Source organism: Ligilactobacillus ruminis ATCC 27782 (genome assembly GCF_000224985.1).
Lineage (GTDB): Bacteria > Bacillota > Bacilli > Lactobacillales > Lactobacillaceae > Ligilactobacillus > Ligilactobacillus ruminis.
Window position 1 is genome coordinate 79,367 of the sequence record NC_015975.1, and the last position, 18,080, is coordinate 97,446.

Annotated in this window: 16 protein-coding genes; 10 read left to right on the plus strand and 6 right to left on the minus strand. The window is 47.3% G+C overall.

Features of this window, described 5'->3' with window-relative positions:
- Nucleotides 1-45 precede the first annotated feature (45 nt).
- The gene (locus tag LRC_RS00365) at nucleotides 46-1,482 is read left to right on the plus strand and encodes a nicotinate phosphoribosyltransferase (protein ID WP_014072688.1); all 1,437 of its coding nucleotides are present in this window, start codon (nucleotides 46-48) and stop codon (nucleotides 1,480-1,482) included.
- A 468-nt stretch (nucleotides 1,483-1,950) separates the two neighbouring features.
- Nucleotides 1,951-3,435 carry a MucBP domain-containing protein gene (locus LRC_RS00370; protein ID WP_014072689.1) on the plus strand — a complete coding sequence of 495 codons (1,485 nt, stop codon included), beginning with the start codon at nucleotides 1,951-1,953 and terminating at the stop codon, nucleotides 3,433-3,435.
- 139 nt (nucleotides 3,436-3,574) lie between these two features.
- Here LRC_RS00370 and LRC_RS00375 read toward each other — a convergent pair whose 3' ends face one another.
- Nucleotides 3,575-3,991, minus strand: coding sequence for a MarR family winged helix-turn-helix transcriptional regulator (locus LRC_RS00375; RefSeq protein ID WP_014072690.1), 417 nt, complete (start codon nucleotides 3,989-3,991; stop codon nucleotides 3,575-3,577).
- Nucleotides 3,992-4,017: 26 nt separating this feature from the next.
- Nucleotides 4,018-5,388 carry an MFS transporter gene (locus LRC_RS00380; RefSeq protein ID WP_014072691.1) on the minus strand — a complete coding sequence of 457 codons (1,371 nt, stop codon included), beginning with the start codon at nucleotides 5,386-5,388 and terminating at the stop codon, nucleotides 4,018-4,020.
- A 248-nt stretch (nucleotides 5,389-5,636) separates the two neighbouring features.
- On the opposite strand from LRC_RS00380, the gene LRC_RS00385 reads away from it, so the two are divergent.
- Complete coding sequence (locus tag LRC_RS00385; protein ID WP_003695792.1) at nucleotides 5,637-5,906, plus strand: ACT domain-containing protein; 270 nt, start codon at nucleotides 5,637-5,639, stop codon at nucleotides 5,904-5,906.
- Nucleotides 5,907-5,917: 11 nt separating this feature from the next.
- A complete protein-coding gene (locus LRC_RS00390; protein WP_014072692.1) occupies nucleotides 5,918-7,261 on the plus strand; it encodes a PFL family protein in 1,344 nt (447 codons plus the stop codon).
- A 732-nt stretch (nucleotides 7,262-7,993) separates the two neighbouring features.
- Here LRC_RS00390 and LRC_RS00395 read toward each other — a convergent pair.
- The 3 genes from LRC_RS00395 to LRC_RS00405 all read right to left on the minus strand — a co-directional run bounded on the left by LRC_RS00395 (nucleotide 7,994) and on the right by LRC_RS00405 (nucleotide 11,101).
- Nucleotides 7,994-9,421, minus strand: coding sequence for an aspartate ammonia-lyase (locus tag LRC_RS00395; RefSeq protein WP_014072693.1), 1,428 nt, complete (start codon nucleotides 9,419-9,421; stop codon nucleotides 7,994-7,996).
- A gap of 348 nt (nucleotides 9,422-9,769) precedes the next feature.
- Entirely contained in the window at nucleotides 9,770-10,213 is a 444-nt protein-coding gene (locus LRC_RS00400) for an Lrp/AsnC family transcriptional regulator (RefSeq protein ID WP_014072694.1), read from the minus strand.
- A gap of 90 nt (nucleotides 10,214-10,303) precedes the next feature.
- On the minus strand, nucleotides 10,304-11,101 hold the full coding sequence (locus LRC_RS00405) for a hypothetical protein (RefSeq protein WP_014072695.1): 798 nt from the start codon (nucleotides 11,099-11,101) through the stop codon (nucleotides 10,304-10,306).
- A gap of 1,047 nt (nucleotides 11,102-12,148) precedes the next feature.
- Between LRC_RS00405 and LRC_RS00410 the strand changes: the two genes are divergently transcribed.
- The 3 genes from LRC_RS00410 to LRC_RS00420 are packed head-to-tail and all read left to right on the plus strand — an operon-like array spanning nucleotide 12,149 to nucleotide 15,791.
- Nucleotides 12,149-12,904 (plus strand): DeoR/GlpR family DNA-binding transcription regulator, encoded by a 756-nt coding sequence (locus LRC_RS00410; RefSeq protein ID WP_338034097.1) that lies wholly within the window; start codon nucleotides 12,149-12,151, stop codon nucleotides 12,902-12,904.
- Nucleotides 12,901-13,815: a 1-phosphofructokinase gene (gene pfkB, locus LRC_RS00415; RefSeq protein WP_014072697.1), complete on the plus strand. Its 915-nt coding sequence runs from the start codon at nucleotides 12,901-12,903 to the stop codon at nucleotides 13,813-13,815. Before LRC_RS00410 ends, pfkB begins: the two co-directional genes overlap by 4 nt.
- 14 nt (nucleotides 13,816-13,829) lie before the next feature.
- A complete protein-coding gene (locus tag LRC_RS00420; RefSeq protein ID WP_014072698.1) occupies nucleotides 13,830-15,791 on the plus strand; it encodes a PTS fructose transporter subunit IIABC in 1,962 nt (653 codons plus the stop codon).
- Nucleotides 15,792-16,611: 820 nt separating this feature from the next.
- Here the strand turns inward: LRC_RS00420 and LRC_RS11455 are convergent.
- The gene (locus tag LRC_RS11455) at nucleotides 16,612-16,758 is read right to left on the minus strand and encodes a hypothetical protein (RefSeq protein ID WP_167317005.1); all 147 of its coding nucleotides are present in this window, start codon (nucleotides 16,756-16,758) and stop codon (nucleotides 16,612-16,614) included.
- A gap of 98 nt (nucleotides 16,759-16,856) precedes the next feature.
- On the opposite strand from LRC_RS11455, the gene LRC_RS00425 reads away from it, so the two are divergent.
- The 3 genes from LRC_RS00425 (at nucleotide 16,857) to LRC_RS00435 (ending at nucleotide 18,064) form a co-directional block, all read left to right on the plus strand.
- Nucleotides 16,857-17,129, plus strand: a complete 273-nt coding sequence (locus tag LRC_RS00425; RefSeq protein WP_003697732.1) for a type II toxin-antitoxin system RelB/DinJ family antitoxin — start codon at nucleotides 16,857-16,859, stop codon at nucleotides 17,127-17,129.
- On the plus strand, nucleotides 17,113-17,400 hold the full coding sequence (locus LRC_RS00430) for a type II toxin-antitoxin system YafQ family toxin (protein ID WP_014072699.1): 288 nt from the start codon (nucleotides 17,113-17,115) through the stop codon (nucleotides 17,398-17,400). Before LRC_RS00425 ends, LRC_RS00430 begins: the two co-directional genes overlap by 17 nt.
- A gap of 454 nt (nucleotides 17,401-17,854) precedes the next feature.
- Nucleotides 17,855-18,064, plus strand: coding sequence for a hypothetical protein (locus LRC_RS00435; protein ID WP_041819734.1), 210 nt, complete (start codon nucleotides 17,855-17,857; stop codon nucleotides 18,062-18,064).
- Nucleotides 18,065-18,080: the final 16 nt, after the last annotated feature.

The following is an 18,080-nucleotide window of genomic DNA, read 5'->3' on the forward strand; positions in this document are numbered from 1 at the left end:
TATTGGAGAATAAAGGTGGTTGCGACTTAAATAGGAGGAAATCTCATGGATGCAGACAATTGGGCATTAGTGACCGATTTGTACGAACTGACGATGGCAAACGGTTTTAAGGAGAAGTTAGGCGAAGAAGAAGGCGTTTTTGACATCTTCTTTCGCAAGATGCCCGACGATGGAAGTTTTGTAGTGTTGGCAGGGCTTGAGCAAGCAGTCGAGGAGCTCAAGAACTTCCACTTTGAAAAAGAAGACATCGAGTATTTGAAGGGGTTAAACCTTTTTTCAGATGATTTTATCGAATATTTGGCTGATTTCAAATTCAGTTGCCGCGTCTGGGCCGTTCCGGAAGGCACTCCGATTTTCCCGCGCGAACCCGTAATGACGATTCAAGGACCGCTGATTCAGGCACAGCTGTTTGAAACGCTTCTTTTGAGCATCATCAATCACGAAACTCTGATTGCAACAAAGGCGCGTCGAATCACGGCTGCAGCCAAAGGGCGCGGCGTCATGGAATTCGGTGCTCGTCGTGCCCAAGGTCCTTCAAGTGCTACTTACGGTGCAAGGGCAGCCGTAATCGGCGGCGCAAGTTCCACTTCCAACCTGCTTGCGGCCAAAAAATTCGGAATTCCGGCTGCAGGAACGATGGCGCACAGTTGGATCGAAGCTTTCGACAGCGAATACGACGCATTCAGAGCCTGGGCAGACATTTATCCTGACAACTGCTCGCTTTTGGCTGATACGTATGACGTGCTCGAATCAGGCGTTCCGAATGCCATTAAGATTTTCAACGAATTGAAGGCGGAAGGACACGGCAATTTCGGTATCCGGATTGATTCAGGCGACGTAACAAAACTTGCTGAAGCAGCCCGTGAAATGATGGACGAAGCAGGCTTCCCGAATGCCAAAATCACGATTTCAAATGCGCTTGACGAAAACATCATCCAGTCCCTGCTCGAACAAGGTGCTCCGATCGACAATTTCGGCGTCGGCGAAAAGATGATCACAAGCTCGTCTTCGCCTGTTTTGAGCGGTGTTTACAAGCTTTCTGCCGTTATCAAAGGCGACAAGCTCATTCCGAAGATCAAAGTTTCGGAAAGCAAGGGCAAGTTGACGCTTCCTGGCATCAAGCAGACATATCGCTTGATCGACAACAAATCAGGCAAAGCCTTTGCCGATATTATCACGCTTCGTGACGAGGATCTTCCGTCCGAACTCACGGCTTTCAAGGCTGATCCGTTGGCAACGAAACAAAAGGGTCATCTTGCAAACTTTACGGCGGTTCCTCTTCAAAAAGAAGCTATGGACGGGACTGAAGTCAAAATCGATCTTCCAAACGTCTTTGAGATCCAAAAGTTCAGCAAATCTCAGCTCGATTTGCTTCCGCATTCAACGAAGCGCCTGCTCAATGCGGATGAATATCCGGTGTTCATCACGCCAAAACTTTATGAAGTTCAGCAAGAACTCGTTTCAAAATTTGCAGATCAATAAATAGTGAGAATGCCGGAGAAAAGTCCCGTTTCTTACTTGAATTAAATGAAATGCCGAACAGAGGCGGTCGAGTTGCGACTGACTTCGTTCGGCTTTTTAATTTTAAATGCATAAAAACTACTTTTTCAAGAAGCAGTACTGCTCAACTGATTTATCCAAGATTTCGCGCAAATTTACGGACAAACCGGCTTTTTCCAATGATTTGTCCGTAAAACCGGGGCTCAAACGTCTGGAATCTTACGGACAAGCGGCCATTTTTGACCATTTTGTCCATAATCGCCATTTTTTAAGCAGGCCATTTACAGACAGAGGCTCCATTTTTATCGATGTGTCCGTAAACGCAGAAAAATTGTGGAAAAATAAGCTTTGCCCTCCTGTCTGATGAATTAGGGGCAGAGCATTAAAAATGCACACTATTTTTCAATTTTGTGCTATAGTTAATCTTAGTATTACTTAGGGGGATAAATTATGAAGGACGAATTTCAAAAGGGATTGAAATATGGTATTGTTACGATTATTTCCATAATACTTGGAGTATTTGCAATTTATGTCAACAGGGTTCATGCAGATGAAAACTACACGATCTGCAATCCTAAAAACTATATGCAATATTCAAGTTTTGTTGGTGCAAATCGATATGCTTTCTTTGATGCGGACATCTTGAACGCAAAGGGGCCGACGAGAGTCGTTGCCGCAATCGGGCGCGATGGTGACCAGACGATCAGCGTTTGGGAGTTTATGCCAAACGGAGTAACGAATAATTTCAAACTTGCTCCGAACAGCAATAAAGCACTAAGGCACGTAGATCAAAGCAATCGTCCGTTTAAGTTGCACTACTACCATGACGGAGACAGCTTTGACGTGATGGTCGAAGGCGATACGAATGTTGTCTTGCAGCATTACAAAGATTCAGATTCGCAGATTATTTCCCGGGAAATATCCGAACCGACGCCGCGGTTGATCAACCAGACGATCAATTACCTTGATAGCAACGGCAAAAGGATTGCCCCGTCTATCGGACACAACGTCATGACCGGAATGATTTACCAAACCAAGCGTCGAGTTTTTCCTGGATATCTGTTGACGGAAACACCATCGAATGCAGATGATCGAATGAATGAAAGCAACGTTCCCGGAACGGTGCGGACAATCAAGTATCATGGCGGCATCGGTGCAACGATCAAATATACGCAAATGGACGATTCCGGTACGGCAATTGCCGACGTCTATTACGGCGGAGCAAAAATCGGCAACTCGATGATGCTTGAGCCGTTCGGCCACGGAACTGCCCATCTCAGTTTTGTGGGCGGGATGACGATTCCGCTTGAAAATTACTTCGGCAACCAGACTCGGACAATCAACTATGTTTATAAGCGTCTGGGATCGTGGAAGATTTCCGTTCCCGGAAAGCCGGAGCAAGACATTGCATACCAAAACGATCCGTCAGATTCGACCAAGATAGCCGCCCAGAATCAGATCGTTCCTTATATCGAAGGATATACTGTCGAATGCAGCAATGGCAGCCTTCAACAGGTCAGCGCAAACAAATGCGACGGCTACCGTTTGTCTTCGCCTGAAGATCCGTTCAAGGATGGCGTGGTCAGCTACGTGGCCGATAATTCTGCGGAAAGCAACGCCAACGGTGAAAATAAAAACCCGCAACAAGAAAAGGTTGCAGCCGGGTCAAATAACGATCGGAACGTGAGAAAATTTCAGGTGGATCGACAAAAAGATCAGCCGCGTCAGACAGAAGTTATCACTCCAGCTAAATTTGCCGTCAAGCAAAAAGCTGCTCAACCAAGCGAAAGCAAAAAGAATTTTGGACTTCTGCCGCAAACGGGCGATTTCAGTTCAAATTTGTGTTTCTTGGGTGCAGTTATTGTTGGAATTTTATCAATCTGCGGCTTGGTCATGCTTGATCGTCGTTTCAATTTAGATAACAAGAAAGAATAATTTTTAACAACGGAGGCTGAGAAAAAAGTCTCTTTTCTATCTTGGTTTAAACGAAAAGCCGAACAAAGTCAGTCGCAACTCGACTGCCTCTGTTCGGCTTTTTATTTAGTCCAAGCGGGGATTTCCCGGCATCTTGAACTTACACGTCATATGTTTTGGCCGCCTTTTCCAACAGGTTCTCCAACATCTTAGCTTCATTGTCAGTCAGGCCAGCAACGCTTTCATGGCTGATGTCTTCCATAATATGGTCGAGTACGGGAATAACGTCTCGACCTTTTTGTGTCAAAAACAGTTCGTTTTTACGCCGGTCGTTTTTTGCGACGTCTTTTCTCAGCCAACCGTCGGCCACAAGGTGATTGATGTGTTTAGTAACGATGCTTTGCTCGCGCTGAATCGTCTGAATCAGGTAATTCTGGCTGATGCCAGGGTGTTCGTCGACAATAATCAGGTAAAAGAAATTCGCCTCGTGCAAGCCGTATTTGCTGCAGCGTCGGTTGATTTCGGTTCTGATCTTGCGGTTGAAGACGGAACACCATTTTTCAATGCTCGATCTCATAATTTGTTCCTTTTAAAATGCAGAGTTTAAGAATTCCTTCTGCTTGATCCTTGCCAGTAGCGGGCAAACGTTGCTAAAAGCAAAACCGCAAAGACAACGGTCAGCCACATGGCAGCGTGGAACCCGGTAATAAATGAAGCCGGAATTCCGGAAACAACGATCAGCAAGGTAATCGAAGTTGCTCCGAAAGCCTGTCTGATGGAGTTGTTCAAAGCAGTCGCATGACTGATTTCTGCTTGATCAAGTTCGATAAATGCTTCGGACATTGCAGGCGAAAAGACGAGCGCATTGCCGATCATGCGGACCATATAGGCGACGGTCACGATCCAAAGCGGGGTCGTCGGCTTGAGGGAAACCAACGGAATCGAGGCCAAAAGCATCAAAATACCGCCGGTCGTAATCAGATATTTTGGTCCGAAGCGATCGTACAAGCGTCCGACGATGGCGGCCGAAAGCGCATTGGCAATTGCCCCTGGCAGAAGAATCATCCCTGAAACGGTTGAGCTGACGTGCGAGGCATTTTGCGCAAAGATCGGCACCATTTGTTCAGTGCCAAGCAAAATCATGAAGGCAAAAATACCAACGAGCGTCATTCTGCGAAATGCAGGGTTGGCAACGATTCTGACGTTTAGCATCGGGTCTTTGAGTTTGAGCTGGCGCTTAATGAACAGTGTCAAAATGACAAGTCCGACAACGAGCATGACAAATCCCAGAGCAATGTCTGTTTGGAAAAACGTCAGGCTTGCAAGCGTCAAAGCTGCACCGATCAAGGACAGGAAGACGGAAAGAACGTCGATTTTGAGTTCGCGCGGTTCTTTGAAGTTTGGGAACGTTGCAAAACCGATCAGTAAAACCAGCAGCATCAGCGGCAGCACAAGAATGAATATGTAACGCCATCCGAGCGAGTTGACGATGATTCCTGAAAGCGTCGGCCCGATTGCCGGTCCGAAGGCGATAACAAGGCCTGACATGCCAAGAATCGTTCCGCGTTTTTCCATCGGATAGATTGAAATCATCGTCGTCATTTGAAATGACATCAAAATTCCGCCTGCGCATGCCTGAACGAGTCTCGCAAGCAACAGGAACCAAAAGTTATGCGCAACGCAGCCGATGAGTGTGCCGATGACAAACGTGCCGATCGTTCCCAAAAAGACGGAGCGATTGCGGAACTTTTCATACATATTGGATGAAAGGGGCGTTACGACTCCGATGATCAACGTGTAACCGGTGGTCAGCCATTGCGCAAGTGTCAGTGAAACGTGCATTTCCCTTTGGATGACAGGAAGAGCTGTGACCATCATCGTTTGGCTGGCTAGACTGATGAACGATGAAAGAAGCAGCAGCACGGTAATTGTCGTCCGAAGTTTCGGATTGATGGTTTTTGAAATATTTGCCATGTTTTCAATTCCTCTTTCTAAATTACATGCATCTGCATTTAATAATAAATGCATTTGCATTTAATTTCAAGCCTTCTTTATAAAATGCAGTGCGGCAACATTCGATATTTCATCAAATACATGAGGATAAAAAAACAAATTTGCTGAAAAACACGAATATTTTCAAAATGTTTTGCGAAATTATTAGTTATGCGCTATACTTTTATTAAAACTAACAGGTTTAATATAAAGAACGAGGTGCAAAAAAGATGAAAGCAATTTTGACCACTGTCGGTGAAGATCAAGTCGGAATTATCGCAGGCGTAAGTCAATATTTGGCAGAAAACAAGGTTAACATCCTGGATTTGTCACAAACGATCATGGATGGCTACTTTACAATGATGATGATGGTAGACGTGCCGGAAAACGAAAAAGAATTCGGCGTTTTGGCACAAGAATTGGCAGACCTTGGTCAAAAGCTTGGCGTTGAGATTCGCATTCGCAACGAAGAAATCTACCGTGCGATGCATCATCTTTAATGGGGGAAAATATGGAAAGCGAAAAGATTTTAGAAACGATTCACATGATTTCTGACGAGAATCTTGACGTGCGTACGATCACGATGGGAATCTCATTGCTTGACTGCATCGATTCGGACAGCGACAAAGCTTGCCAGAAGATTTACGACAAAATCACGACCAAGGCCAGGAATCTCGTCAAGGTCGGTGAACAGATTCAAGAAGAATACGGAATTCCGATCATCAACAAGCGCGTCACGGTAACGCCGATTTCTTTGATTGCCGCTGCTTCGCACGATCAGGATTACGTCAAATATGCCTTGACGCTTGACAAGGCAGCCCATACGCTCGGCATTGATTTCATCGGTGGATATTCTGCGCTTGTTCAAAAGGGATATCAAAGCGGCGACAAGACTCTGATCAAGTCGATTCCGGAAGCTTTGGCTCAAACCGATCTTGTTTGTGCTTCGGTCAACGTCGGTTCAACGAGAAGCGGCATCAACATGGATGCCGTTGCCGAAATGGGGCAGGCCGTCAAGAAAGCCTCAGAGCTTGATTTCATGACGAATGCCAAAATGGTTGTTTTCTGCAATGCCGTTGAAGACAACCCGTTCATGGCCGGCGGTTTTTGCGGCGTTTCCGAACCGGATACTGTCATCAACGTTGGTGTTTCCGGCCCTGGCGTCGTTAAGAAGGCGCTTGAAAAAGTCAAGGGTGCTTCCATGGACGTCGTTGCCGAAACGATCAAGCAAACAGCGTTCAAAGTTACGCGCATGGGTCAAATGGTTGGTGCCGTTGCTTCAGAACGTCTCGGCGTTCCGTTTGGCATCGTCGATTTGTCGCTTGCACCGACGCCTGCCGTTGGGGACTCCGTTGCGCAGGTTTTGGAAGAAATCGGTCTTGAACAAGTCGGCACTCACGGCACGACGGCAGCTCTTGCCATGCTCAACGATGCCGTTAAAAAGGGCGGCATCATGGCTTGCAGTCACGTCGGTGGTTTGTCAGGCGCATTCATCCCCGTTTCCGAAGATGCAGGGATGATCGATGCCGTCAATGCCGGCACGCTGACACTTTCCAAGCTTGAAGCAATGACGGCAGTCTGCTCGGTTGGGCTCGACATGATTGCCGTTCCTGGCGATACGCCTGCTGAAACGATCAGTGCCATGATTGCAGATGAAGCAGCAATCGGCATGATCAACAACAAGACGACGGCCGTTCGCGTCATTCCGGTTCCCGGCAAGAAGGTCGGCGAGACCGTGGAATTCGGTGGCCTCCTCGGCCATGCGCCGATCATGGGCGTCAATCCGGCAAGTTCTGCCGACATGATTCACCGCGGCGGTTTGATCCCGGCTCCGATTCACAGTTTTAAAAATTAACATTAAGTTGCTTGCGACATGCCATTTCGGCGTGTCGCTTTTTTTATAAAATGCAGAGCTTGCGGCTGCGGAATTTGTTCTTGCAGTGGCGGGCGGCCGCAATTGTTCCGTGAGAAATGCCTGAATTTTGTCTACCGCTGCTTTCAAAAAGGGCGCGCGCGACCATCGAAGTAGACAAGTTCCGTGAGAAATGCCTGAATTTTGTCTACCGCTGCTTTCAAAAAGGGCGCGCGCGACCATCGAAGTAGACAAAAACCGTGAGAAATGCCTTGATTTTGTCTACCGCTGCCTTCAAAAAGGCCTCGCGCGACCATCGAAGTAGACAAAAATCGAGAGAAATGCCTTGATTTTGTCTACCACTGCCCCCAAAAAGGGCGTGCGCGATCCCCGAAGTAGACAAAAATGGAGCAAAAAGCCCGAATTTTGTCTACTGCTGCCTCCAAAAAGGCCCTGCGCGACCATCGAAGTAGACAAAAATCGAGAGAAATGCCTAATTTTTGTCTACCGCATCCTCCAAAACCGCGCGGACTCGTCAGCTGTCATATTGGGAAGTGCTGCCAAAATCAGCCTGCACGCGGCCCATCTTCACAGCGCCTTATCCAAATGCAGCATCGCATCACCGCTGCATCCAAAAGAACTGGATTTTACAAAAAAAGAACCGCCGAAAATCGGACGGTTCTTGAGATGTGCCGCATTTATCTTTTTCTCGGTTATTAGATCATAAACGAAACATTAACGTTTCAACATTGTGGCGGTCTCGAGCTTAACACTCGAATTTGCCGGTTGGAGAAGGTTTTGTGGATTGAGTAACTCTTTGATTTTTGAATCGGGAATGTTGATCTTTTCTTTGAGTAACACTTCAATCGACTCGCCTGTAGCAACCGCCTCCTGAGCAATTTTGGCCGCGGCACGGTAGCCAATTGTTGGAGACAGCGCGGTTGCAAGGCCTGCGGAGTGTGCAGCCATTTCAGCGCAGCGTTGCTCGTTGACTTTGAGATGATCGAGGCAGTTTTTCTTCAAAGTAAGGAGCGCGCCGCGAAGAAGGGATGCGTCTTCAAAAAGATCGTTAAACATTACGGGTTCAAAGGCATTCAGTTCAAGCTGCCCAGACGAACTTGCGAGTGCGATTGCAGCATCATTGCCCACTACTTGAAATGCAACTTGCGCACAAACTTCAGGAATGACTGGGTTGACTTTGCCGGGCATGATTGATGATCCGGCTTGAACTTTTGGCAGTTCCAGTTCATGGAGACCGGCTTGCGGACCGCTACCAAGGAGACGCAGGTCGTTTGTAATCTTGATCAGATCAGTGGCCAGATTCTTATATGCGCTTGACAATGCCACATAGCAATCCGTGTTTTGCACGGCATCCGACAAATCTTCAGCTTGAGTCAACGGCATTCCAGAGAGGCGACGCAATTCAGGAACCACGGCGTCACAGTATTCCTGAGTTGCGCAAATGCTGGTGCCGATCGCCGTTCCGCCAAGGGGCACTTCAAGCAAAGAAGCTGAGGCTGCTTCGATTCGCTTGTAGTCGCGCATGAGGACACGATAATACGCGTGAAACTCCTTGCCAAACGTTGTCGGGACTGCATCTTCAAGTTGGGTACGGCCCATTTTCAAGGAGAAGCGGTGTTCATGAGCCAGTTTAAGAAATGAGGATGCAGTCTTCTCAAGCTGATCCAAGAGATCGGTCGTATATTCCACCAGAGCCATGTGTCCGGCGGTCGGATAGACGTCGTTTGTCGATTGTGCCATGTTGACGTCATCGTTTGGATGAATCAGCTCATATGTACCTTTCTTTGCCCCGGCCATTTCCGCCGCGAGGTTGGCGATTACCTCGTTAGCGTTCATGTTGGTGCTCGTCCCGGCTCCCCCCTGAATAGCTGGAGTCCGCAATTCTGAAGCAAAACGATCAAAATCGTCCAAAATAGCTTCGCATGCGCCGACGATCATCCGGTGCTTATCGGCTGCCAACCTGCCCGTTTCGGCATTCGCATTTGCGCAAGCTTCCTTTACGAGAATCAAATTCTTTACAAGTCTTCCGTCGACCGGTCGACTCGTGACAGGGAAATTCTCGCGAGCACGCTCGGTGTGAATGCCGTAATACGCAGCATCGTCAACAGCTTTGGTACCTAATGAGTCGCTTTCAATCCGCATTGTAAAAACCTACCTTTCAAAATCTGAATCAACTTACGTGTTATATAATATAACATTAGGTGCTGAATTGCGATACCTTAACCGGTTTTGCGTTGAAAATAATGTGTGCGACGTTTTAAACTTAAGATTTTTAAGTCTGCAGGCTATGTCGCTTAAAAAATGCAGGGCGTTGATTCGCCGTTTGTTTTTGGAGCCTCAGGGTTCGAAACGCACGCTGCTGTTCTTTGCGCGGCCAGGATGAATCATTGTCCCGGTGCGTCGGTTTGCTCTTTGCTTCCTTGTTCAGACACCGCGGCCGTCTGCTCTGCATTTTGACAAAAAAAGAGCCGCAACCAGGGCTGCGACTCTCTATTCTTCATCTGCAGGCACGAGCGAACGCGGCTCCACGCTGGTCGAAAAAACGATTTGAGTTTGCGTTTCGCCGAATCTTTGCAAATCATTGATGAACTCGTCCAGATCCTTCGTCGTTTTAAAACGGCAGGTCAAAATCTGCGAATACTTGCCGGTCACGCAGTCGCACCCGACGACGTTCCTGCATCCTTTGACGTAAGGGTAAAATTCCTCTTTGTCTTTTGGTGCAAGGCACAAGCTGACGAATGCCTTGATAGGGTATCCCAGTTTTTCGCAATCGACTGCTGCGTGGAATCCCGTTATGTATCCGTGTTCCTTCAAGCGCGCGATTCTTGAGCTCACGGCCGGAGCTGAAATAAAGCATTGCTTGCTTAGTTCTTTTAGAGACATTCGCGCATCATGTTCCAGACATCCTAAGATGGTGCGGTCAATCTGATCCATATAAATCCCTCCATGTTATATAATATAACACCAAGTTGACGAGTTAAGCAATAAAAAAAGGCCAACTCCCCTGGCCTAATAACATCCTGTTTAATTTGTCGCGCTTTTGGCGAGCGCGTATTTTTTCACCTGTGCTTCAACCGCCTCAAGGTCAAGCGGTTTTTGGCCTGACTCAAGCGTTATGATCAAGTCGTTTCCCAAACCGTGCTTCAGATATTCGTTGTGCTTTCTGATGGCGTTGTTGACGTAATGCGAATCATCCATCATTCCGAAATGTTCATAATAAACCAAGCGGTTTTTTCTGACGTCATAGATCGTAAAATCAGGATAAACGATCGTCCCGTCGCCCATATCGAGCCTCATTTCGTATCTGTATGGCACTCCGAGCATATACAGCAGGTCCGCAATCAGCTTCTCCGACTTTGAACGAACCGTGTCGCCCTTAAGAGTCTTGAACCCATTTTCGACAGGACGCATTTTTGCGTATCCCTTTGAAACCCATTCGTTGATCTTGTATTCCATCGATTTTGCGAGCGGTGCGGTGAAATTTTTGAATTCGTCCGGTAAATTTTCGTAAATCTCCAAATAGGAAGATTCGCTGTCTGTTTTCAAAAACCGATTGATCGCCTTAAGTCGCTGCTTGGCAAATTTCAGGCACGCGACGTCATGCATCTTCTGGGCCAATCCCTTGATCACGCTGATGTTGCTTTTGGGAAGGTAGGTTGTTTTCTTTCTTTCTGAATCATATCTCTTAAACCATGATTTTCCCTTGTATTTGACAACGTGAAGCGTTCCCTTCGGAGCCGTTTTGATTCTTTTTTCGAGCACGTCGATCTGTTGCAAAACTTTGTCGTGCTCGGCTAACAATAGTGCGTGCAGTGAGTCCATATGATCCCCCCTTATATTAAAATTGTTTTAATTATACTCTTATTCCAGGCTTATTCAATACTTAAAACACGATGTAATATTCTTGTAAAATGCAGGGCTTTGATGGCTGCGGGTCGGGTGCAATTGTACCACGGCTAAAAAGCTATGGCCATGGGTTCCAAAGCATCGTTTGCCGTGCACTGCGGTACCCCTGGGACGCATGTCTTGTCTTCACAAAATCGTGCCGCGCGGAGATGAAAGTAGAACAAAAACAAAGAAAAAAGAAAAAATGTTCTACCGCGGAGTCCGAAATCGATCCGCGCGGAGCTGAAAGTAGAACAAAAACAGAGAAAAAAGAAAAAATGTTCTACCACGGAGTCCAAAATCGTGCCGCGCGGAGATGAAAGTAGAACAAAAACAAAGAAAAATGAAAAAATGTTCTACCACGGAGTCCAAAATCGTGCCGCGCGGAGATGAAAGTAGAACAAAAACAGGAAAAAAAGAAAAAATGTTCTACCGTATCCTCCAAAACCGATCCGCACAGCGTCGAATAATGAACGGAATTCTCGCTTCGCTGCGAATTCCCTTGATCTAAATCAAAAATGACAAGATTCCCGGTTTCCCGAGAATCTTTTTCAATAGTATATAAGGAACAGATGCTCACTGTGCTCGCATCTGGATTTCATGACGTATTGATTAACTCACCATGCCTCGCTAGTTCACATAACATCGTTGCGTGGACGCATCTCACCACGTCCTTATCTAGTTTACATAATCTCACCGTATATTTCAGTTTACGTAATTCCTCCGCTCACTTTAGTTTACATAATACCCCATTTTATAATATTTCCTCCTCTTTTAATATTCCTGCTACTAGTTTACATAATACTACCGCACCCCCTCACAATCCCCCCCACACAAGACTCAAACCTACCATCCTTCAACGGTCCACACTCTCCATCTTCATTCATAAACAGTCACAACCGTTCAAATTAATGAAACTTTTTGACTCTTTTTGATTGCTTTTTCTCAAACGCCATGTTACTATACTATCGGAAGGTGATGAAAGTGCTTGCAGAAGAGAGACAGCAAATGATTTTGCAAATGTTGAAGGAAAACAAAGTCGTCAAGCTCCAGGAAATCTGTGAAAAGTCCGGCTGCTCGGAATCATCCGCCAGAAGGGACTTCCAACTGCTTGAAGAAAAGAATCTTTTGGTCAGGGTGCATGGCGGTGCCAAAATCAAGTATTCATTGTCGAGAGAACCGGACATGTCGGGCAAGGCGACACGCAATACTTCTGAAAAAAATGCGATTGCGCATGCTGCGGCAAGACATATTCAGCAGGATGACGTGATTTATCTTGATTCCGGCACTTCAACTCTTGCAATGGTTCAATATCTTGAACCGGAACAGAACCTGACGGTTGTCACGAACGGCGTCATGCACGCATCCATGCTTGCCGACAATGACATCAGGACGATTCTGATCGGCGGCGAACTCAAAAATACGACAAAGGCCATCGTTGGCGTTGAAGCGGTCAACTCGCTCAAGAAGTACCGATTCAACAAAGTTTTCATGGGGATGAACGGCATCCACCCTCGTTATGGCTACACCACCCCTGATCCCAACGAAGCTGCCGTCAAGCAGGCTGCGATGGAACAAAGCGAACAGTGCTACGTGCTCGCTGATCACACTAAGTTTGATGCGGTCTCGTTCGTCAAGGTTGCTGACGTTTCGAAAGCACAAATCATCACCACGCAGTTGCTGCCAAAGCTGAGCAGTCAGTACAACAAGCAGACAACGATACAGGAGGTAGAAAAATGATTTATACGGTGACGGTCAACCCCTCAATCGATTACATCGTTCAGCTCAGGAACCTGACATTGGGCGAAGTCAATCGCATGGACTACGACAACAAGCTCCCGGGGGGAAAGGGCATCAATGTTTCGCGCATCTTGAAAGAGCTCGACGTGGAAAATACAGCGCTCGGCTTCCTGGGCGGGTTTACCGGCAGATTCGTTGAAGAATCGCTTGAAAACGTCGGTTTGAGCACAAGTTTTACGCATATTAAGGAAGACACGCGCATCAACGTTAAAATCAAGGCAGAAGAAGAAACTGAAATCAACGGCTGCGGTCCGGTGATTTCTGAAGAAGAATTGGTCGAGTTCAAAAAGCAGTTTGAAAAATTGGAAAAGGGCGACGTCGTGATTTTTGCGGGCAGCCTTGCACCGAATCTCGATGACGGTTTTTATGCGGAACTGATTGACGTGATTCGCGAAAAGGGCGCGGATTTCGTGATCGACACGACGGGCGAAAGCTTGATGAAGACGCTTGAAAAGAAGCCGCTTGTCGTTAAGCCGAACAATCACGAACTGGCAGATCTTTTCCACGTTGAACTGAAATCGATGGATGACGTTGCGAAATACGGCAGGAAACTTTTGGAGCTTGGCGCACAGCACGTCTTGATCTCAATGGCAGGTGACGGCGGCATGATGATTACAAAAGACAAGGTCTATCGTTCATATGCGCCGAAGGGCACGGTCATCAACTCGGTTGGTGCCGGTGATTCGATGATCGGCGGTTTTACCGGAACCTTTGCCAGGACGGGCGACGTTTTGGAAGCATTCCGTTACGGTCTCGCCTGCGGTTCAGCCACTGCATTTTCCGAAGACCTTGCAGACAAGAATAAGATCAACGAAATTTTGCCATTGATCAAAATCGAAGAATATAGATAAGGAGGGAATATCTCATGGACATTCGCGAACTATTAAGAACGGACCTGATGATCATGGATCTTAAGGCACGAACAAAGGCTGAAGTCATCGATGAAATGGTCCACAATCTGTTTGAAAAGGGCGTCATCAAGGACGAAGAAGCATATAAAAAAGACATTATCAAACGTGAAGAAGAAGGTTCGACCGGAATGGGCGACGGCATTGCCATTCCGCATGCGCACAACGAAGCCGTCAACGAACCGGCCGTAATGTTTGCCAAGAGCGAAGCGGGCGTTGACTACGACTCGCTTGACGGACAGCCTGCACATCTCTTCTTCATGATTGCAGCTCCCGAAGGCGGCGACAATACGCACCTTCAAGCTTTGGCAGCACTGTCGCAGGTATTGATGAATCCTGACGTTACGAGTGCCTTGAAGTCCGCCGATACGCCTGAAAAGGTTCAGGCAATCTTTGCTGACGCGGTTGCAAGGAAGGAAGCTGAAAACAAGGCTCAGGAAGAGGCTGAAAAGCAGGCGGACAATGCTCCGGCAGGCAACCGCCCGTACATCGTTGCCGTCACGGCCTGCCCGAACGGCATTGCGCATACGTACATGGCAGAAGAAAACCTCAAGAAGGCTGCTGAAAAGCTCGGCGTTGACATCAAGGTCGAAACGAACGGCTCGGAAGGCGTCAAGCACCTTCTTTCAGATTCGGAAATTGCGCGCGCAAAGGGCGTCGTCATTGCTGCCGACAAGAAAGTCGCAATGGCACGATTCAACGGCAAGCAATTGATTTCAAAACCCGTAACGAGCGCCATCAAAAATCCTGAAGAACTGATTCAAACGATTCTTGACGGCAAAGCGCCTGCATACAAAGCAGAAGCGGGTGAAGAAGAATCATCTTCTGCATCTTCAAACGACACAGTCTGGGGCAGCATCTACAAGCAGCTGATGAACGGGATTTCTCATATGCTTCCGTTCGTTATTGGCGGCGGGATTTTGATGGCCATCTCATTTATCGTTGAACAGTACATGGGCGGTGCAAAATCACCTGCATTTATCTTCTTGAATAATGCCGGCAACATGGCTTTTGCCTTCATGGTTCCTGTTCTTGCCGGATACATTGCCGAAGCCATTGGCGATCAGCCGGCCCTGATGCCAGGTTTCGTCGGCGGTTTCATGGCAACCGTCTACTCCGGCTCGTTCGGCGGCGCATATACTGCTAACGTCATGTCCGATGCCAAATCCGCAGCCGGCTTCCTTGGCGGTATCGCAGCCGGTTTCATTGCCGGCCATATGATGAACGGCTTGAAGAAGCTCTGCAAGAACTTGCCGAAGTCAGTCGAAGGCATGAAGCCGATGCTGATCTATCCGATTTTAGGCTTGCTGTTCATCGCACTGATCATGTACTTCATCGTCAACCCGATTTTCTCAACGATCAACGTCTGGATTACGAACTTCCTGAATCACCTCGGCACGGGCAATGCCGTCCTGCTCAGCTTGATTCTGGCCGGCATGATGTCCATCGACATGGGCGGTCCCTTCAACAAGGCCGCATACGTCTTTGCATCCGGTGCCTTCGCAAACGATCCGCATTCAACGGCCGCAGCAGGCTTGATGGCTGCGGTCATGGTCGGCGGCATGGTGCCTCCGTTCGCAACTGCGCTTGCAACAGTGCTCTTCCCTAAGAAGTTCACGGAACAGGAACGCCGCGCCGGCGTCTCCAACTGGGTTCTCGGCTTCTCCTTCATCACTGAAGGCGCGATTCCGTTCGCAACGGCCGATCCGGGTCACGTGATTCCTTCCTGCATCGTCGGTTCTGCCATTTCAGGAGCTCTCATCGGCTTGTGGCACGTATCCGTTCCCGCACCGCACGGCGGCTTCTGGGTAACGCCGCTTGCAAGCAACCCGCTCGGCTACATCCTTGCCGTTGTCATCGGTACGATCGTTGCCGGACTCATCCTCGGCTTCTGGCGCAAGGATGCTGATGAAAAATAAATGATTGACGGGACTTCTCCTTGAGAAGTCCTGTTTTTGTGCTCTGCATCTTGCCTGAAGTGCCAAAAAACGAACTGTCGGACCTTTTGAATGGGACTGCCGGTTTGGAGAGACAGGATATAATATAGAGCGCAGGGGGTGGTGCCCTCCTCGCCTTATCCGTGGTTGTTTTGATTTGATTACTTCAGATCGAACTCCTTTCTCCTTTATACAAGGGTTCGAGGAACCTGTTTATAAAGCAGTCGATTGTTTCGGCTGCTTTTTTGTGAAATGCAGAGCTTTGACTGCTGCTGATCGCGCGCCCCCGAAGTAGACAAAAAACGAGTGAAATGCCGAAATTTTGTCTACTGCCGCCTCCAAAAACAGCTCGCGCAGCCCTCAAAGTAGACAAAAATAGTGATAAATGCCTGAATTTTGTCTACCTAGGCCTTCAAAAAGGCCCCGCGCGACCTCTGAAGTAGACAAAAACGAAGCAAAATGTCTGAATTTTGTCTACTGCTGCCTTCAAAACCGGCCCGCGCAACCCTCGAAGTAGACAAAAAACGAGTGAAATGCCGAAATTTTGTCTACCGCCACCTCCAAAAACAGCTCGCGCAACCCTCGAAGTAGACAAAAAACGAGTGAAATGCCGAAATTTTGTCTACCGCCACCTCCAAAAAGGCCCCGCGCAGTCCTCGAAGTAGACAAAAAACGAGCGAAATGCCTGAATTTTGCCTACTGCCGCCTCCAAAACCGGCCCGCGCGGCCCCTAAAGTAGACAAAAACAGAGGAAAATGCCGAAATTTTGTCTACCGCCGCCACCCCCCAAAACCCTCTCAACTCAATCTGTCGGAATTCTTTCTTCGATGCGAATTCCCCCGATTAAAACAAAAATGAAAAGATTCTCGGCAAGCCGAGAATCTTCTTCCAATAAATCAACAAGGAACAGATGCTCACGATGTTCGAATCTTATTTTTGTTGACAGCATATCTATGTATTCATAGCTTTTTTGTATATATTGTAATGACAAAATGTTGACAAAAAGATCATTCTTATATACGATATCCTTGAATGGAGGTGTTCCATATGTCAACAACGAATTTAAACATCAGAACAGATAAGGATGTCAAAGAGAAAGCAGAGAAAATTTTCAATGAACTTGGATTAAACATGACCAGTGCCGTAAATATTTTTCTGAGAACTGCTATTCGTGAACGCGGCATTCCGTTTGAATTGAAATTGGACGTGCCGAACGAAACGACGATTGCAGCGATTGAAGAGGGGAGGAAAATGGCTTCCGATCCATCTTCACCAAGATATTCCAACATTGATGAATTGAGGGATGCGCTTGAAAAATAAGTACGATATTCAGTTCACCGGTCAGTTTAAGAGGGATTTCAAGCTTGCGAAAAAGCAGCATAGGAATCTTGATAGATTGTTTAAAGTGATTGATGTTTTAGCGGCTGGCGGCACATTGGACGAAAAGTACAGAGATCATGCTCTTACGGGTAATTACAAGGGCACACGCGAATGTCACGTTGAACCGGATTGCCTGCTCATCTATGAAATTCGCCAAGACGTGCTGGTCCTGTTTCTTTACAGGCTAGGCACACATTCTGAATTGTTTTAAAAAGCACGTTGGAATTTGCCGACGTGCTTTTTTGTTTCATGAAAATGCAGTGCCCCCTCCGAAATCGGCCCGCGCGGCCCCAAAAGTAGACAAAAAGCGAGGAAAATGTCTGAATTTTGTCTACCGGCGCAAATCCCCCCAACCGCCTCCAACCCTCCACCACTCAATCTGTCGGAATTCTTGCTCCGCTGCGAATTCCCCCCAATCCAAATCAAAAAGGAAAAGATTCTCGGCCTGCCGAGAATCTAATCAATAAGGAACAGATGCTCACGTTGTTCGCATCTGGTTTACATAACATTCGTCAACTTCCCATTCATCCTCACCTCAAAGCAACCTCTTTCGTACGCTCTCATCCACCTCCTCGCTTCCCCCAAACCATCTTTCATGGAGCACATTAATAGACGCCATTTGCCCCAAAATGTGGTAATCTATTATCAAAACAGGAGGTGCGGTTATGCTCAGAGCGCAGATGAAGGAAGACGGCGATTACTACTGCAGCGAAGAGGAGTTTCTAAAACTTAAAAAAGAAGTCGAACATGCTAAAGCTGAGGTTGAATTTCTGAAAAAATTGTTGCCATCAGAAGTAAATGGTGGTAGTTGCTGTTTCGATATAAAAGGGTGCTTGTTAAAAAAAGGCCGCTTCGTGCGAAGCAGCCTTTTTTAGCAAGCGTTGATTTTTT

Coding starts and splice junctions, on each gene's coding strand:
- LRC_RS00395 (WP_014072693.1), bottom strand. CDS start 9,421: ATGCGGATTGAAAGCGACTCATTAGGTACCAAAGCTGTTGACGATGCT.
- LRC_RS00370 (WP_014072689.1), top strand. CDS start 1,951: ATGAAGGACGAATTTCAAAAGGGATTGAAATATGGTATTGTTACGATT.
- LRC_RS00435 (WP_041819734.1), top strand. CDS start 17,855: ATGCTCAGAGCGCAGATGAAGGAAGACGGCGATTACTACTGCAGCGAA.
- LRC_RS00365 (WP_014072688.1), top strand. CDS start 46: ATGGATGCAGACAATTGGGCATTAGTGACCGATTTGTACGAACTGACG.
- LRC_RS00375 (WP_014072690.1), bottom strand. CDS start 3,991: ATGAGATCGAGCATTGAAAAATGGTGTTCCGTCTTCAACCGCAAGATC.
- LRC_RS00400 (WP_014072694.1), bottom strand. CDS start 10,213: ATGGATCAGATTGACCGCACCATCTTAGGATGTCTGGAACATGATGCG.
- LRC_RS11455 (WP_167317005.1), bottom strand. CDS start 16,758: ATGCTGTCAACAAAAATAAGATTCGAACATCGTGAGCATCTGTTCCTT.
- pfkB (WP_014072697.1), top strand. CDS start 12,901: ATGATTTATACGGTGACGGTCAACCCCTCAATCGATTACATCGTTCAG.
- LRC_RS00425 (WP_003697732.1), top strand. CDS start 16,857: ATGTCAACAACGAATTTAAACATCAGAACAGATAAGGATGTCAAAGAG.
- LRC_RS00430 (WP_014072699.1), top strand. CDS start 17,113: ATGCGCTTGAAAAATAAGTACGATATTCAGTTCACCGGTCAGTTTAAG.
- LRC_RS00380 (WP_014072691.1), bottom strand. CDS start 5,388: ATGGCAAATATTTCAAAAACCATCAATCCGAAACTTCGGACGACAATT.
- LRC_RS00390 (WP_014072692.1), top strand. CDS start 5,918: ATGGAAAGCGAAAAGATTTTAGAAACGATTCACATGATTTCTGACGAG.
- LRC_RS00405 (WP_014072695.1), bottom strand. CDS start 11,101: ATGGACTCACTGCACGCACTATTGTTAGCCGAGCACGACAAAGTTTTG.
- LRC_RS00420 (WP_014072698.1), top strand. CDS start 13,830: ATGGACATTCGCGAACTATTAAGAACGGACCTGATGATCATGGATCTT.
- LRC_RS00385 (WP_003695792.1), top strand. CDS start 5,637: ATGAAAGCAATTTTGACCACTGTCGGTGAAGATCAAGTCGGAATTATC.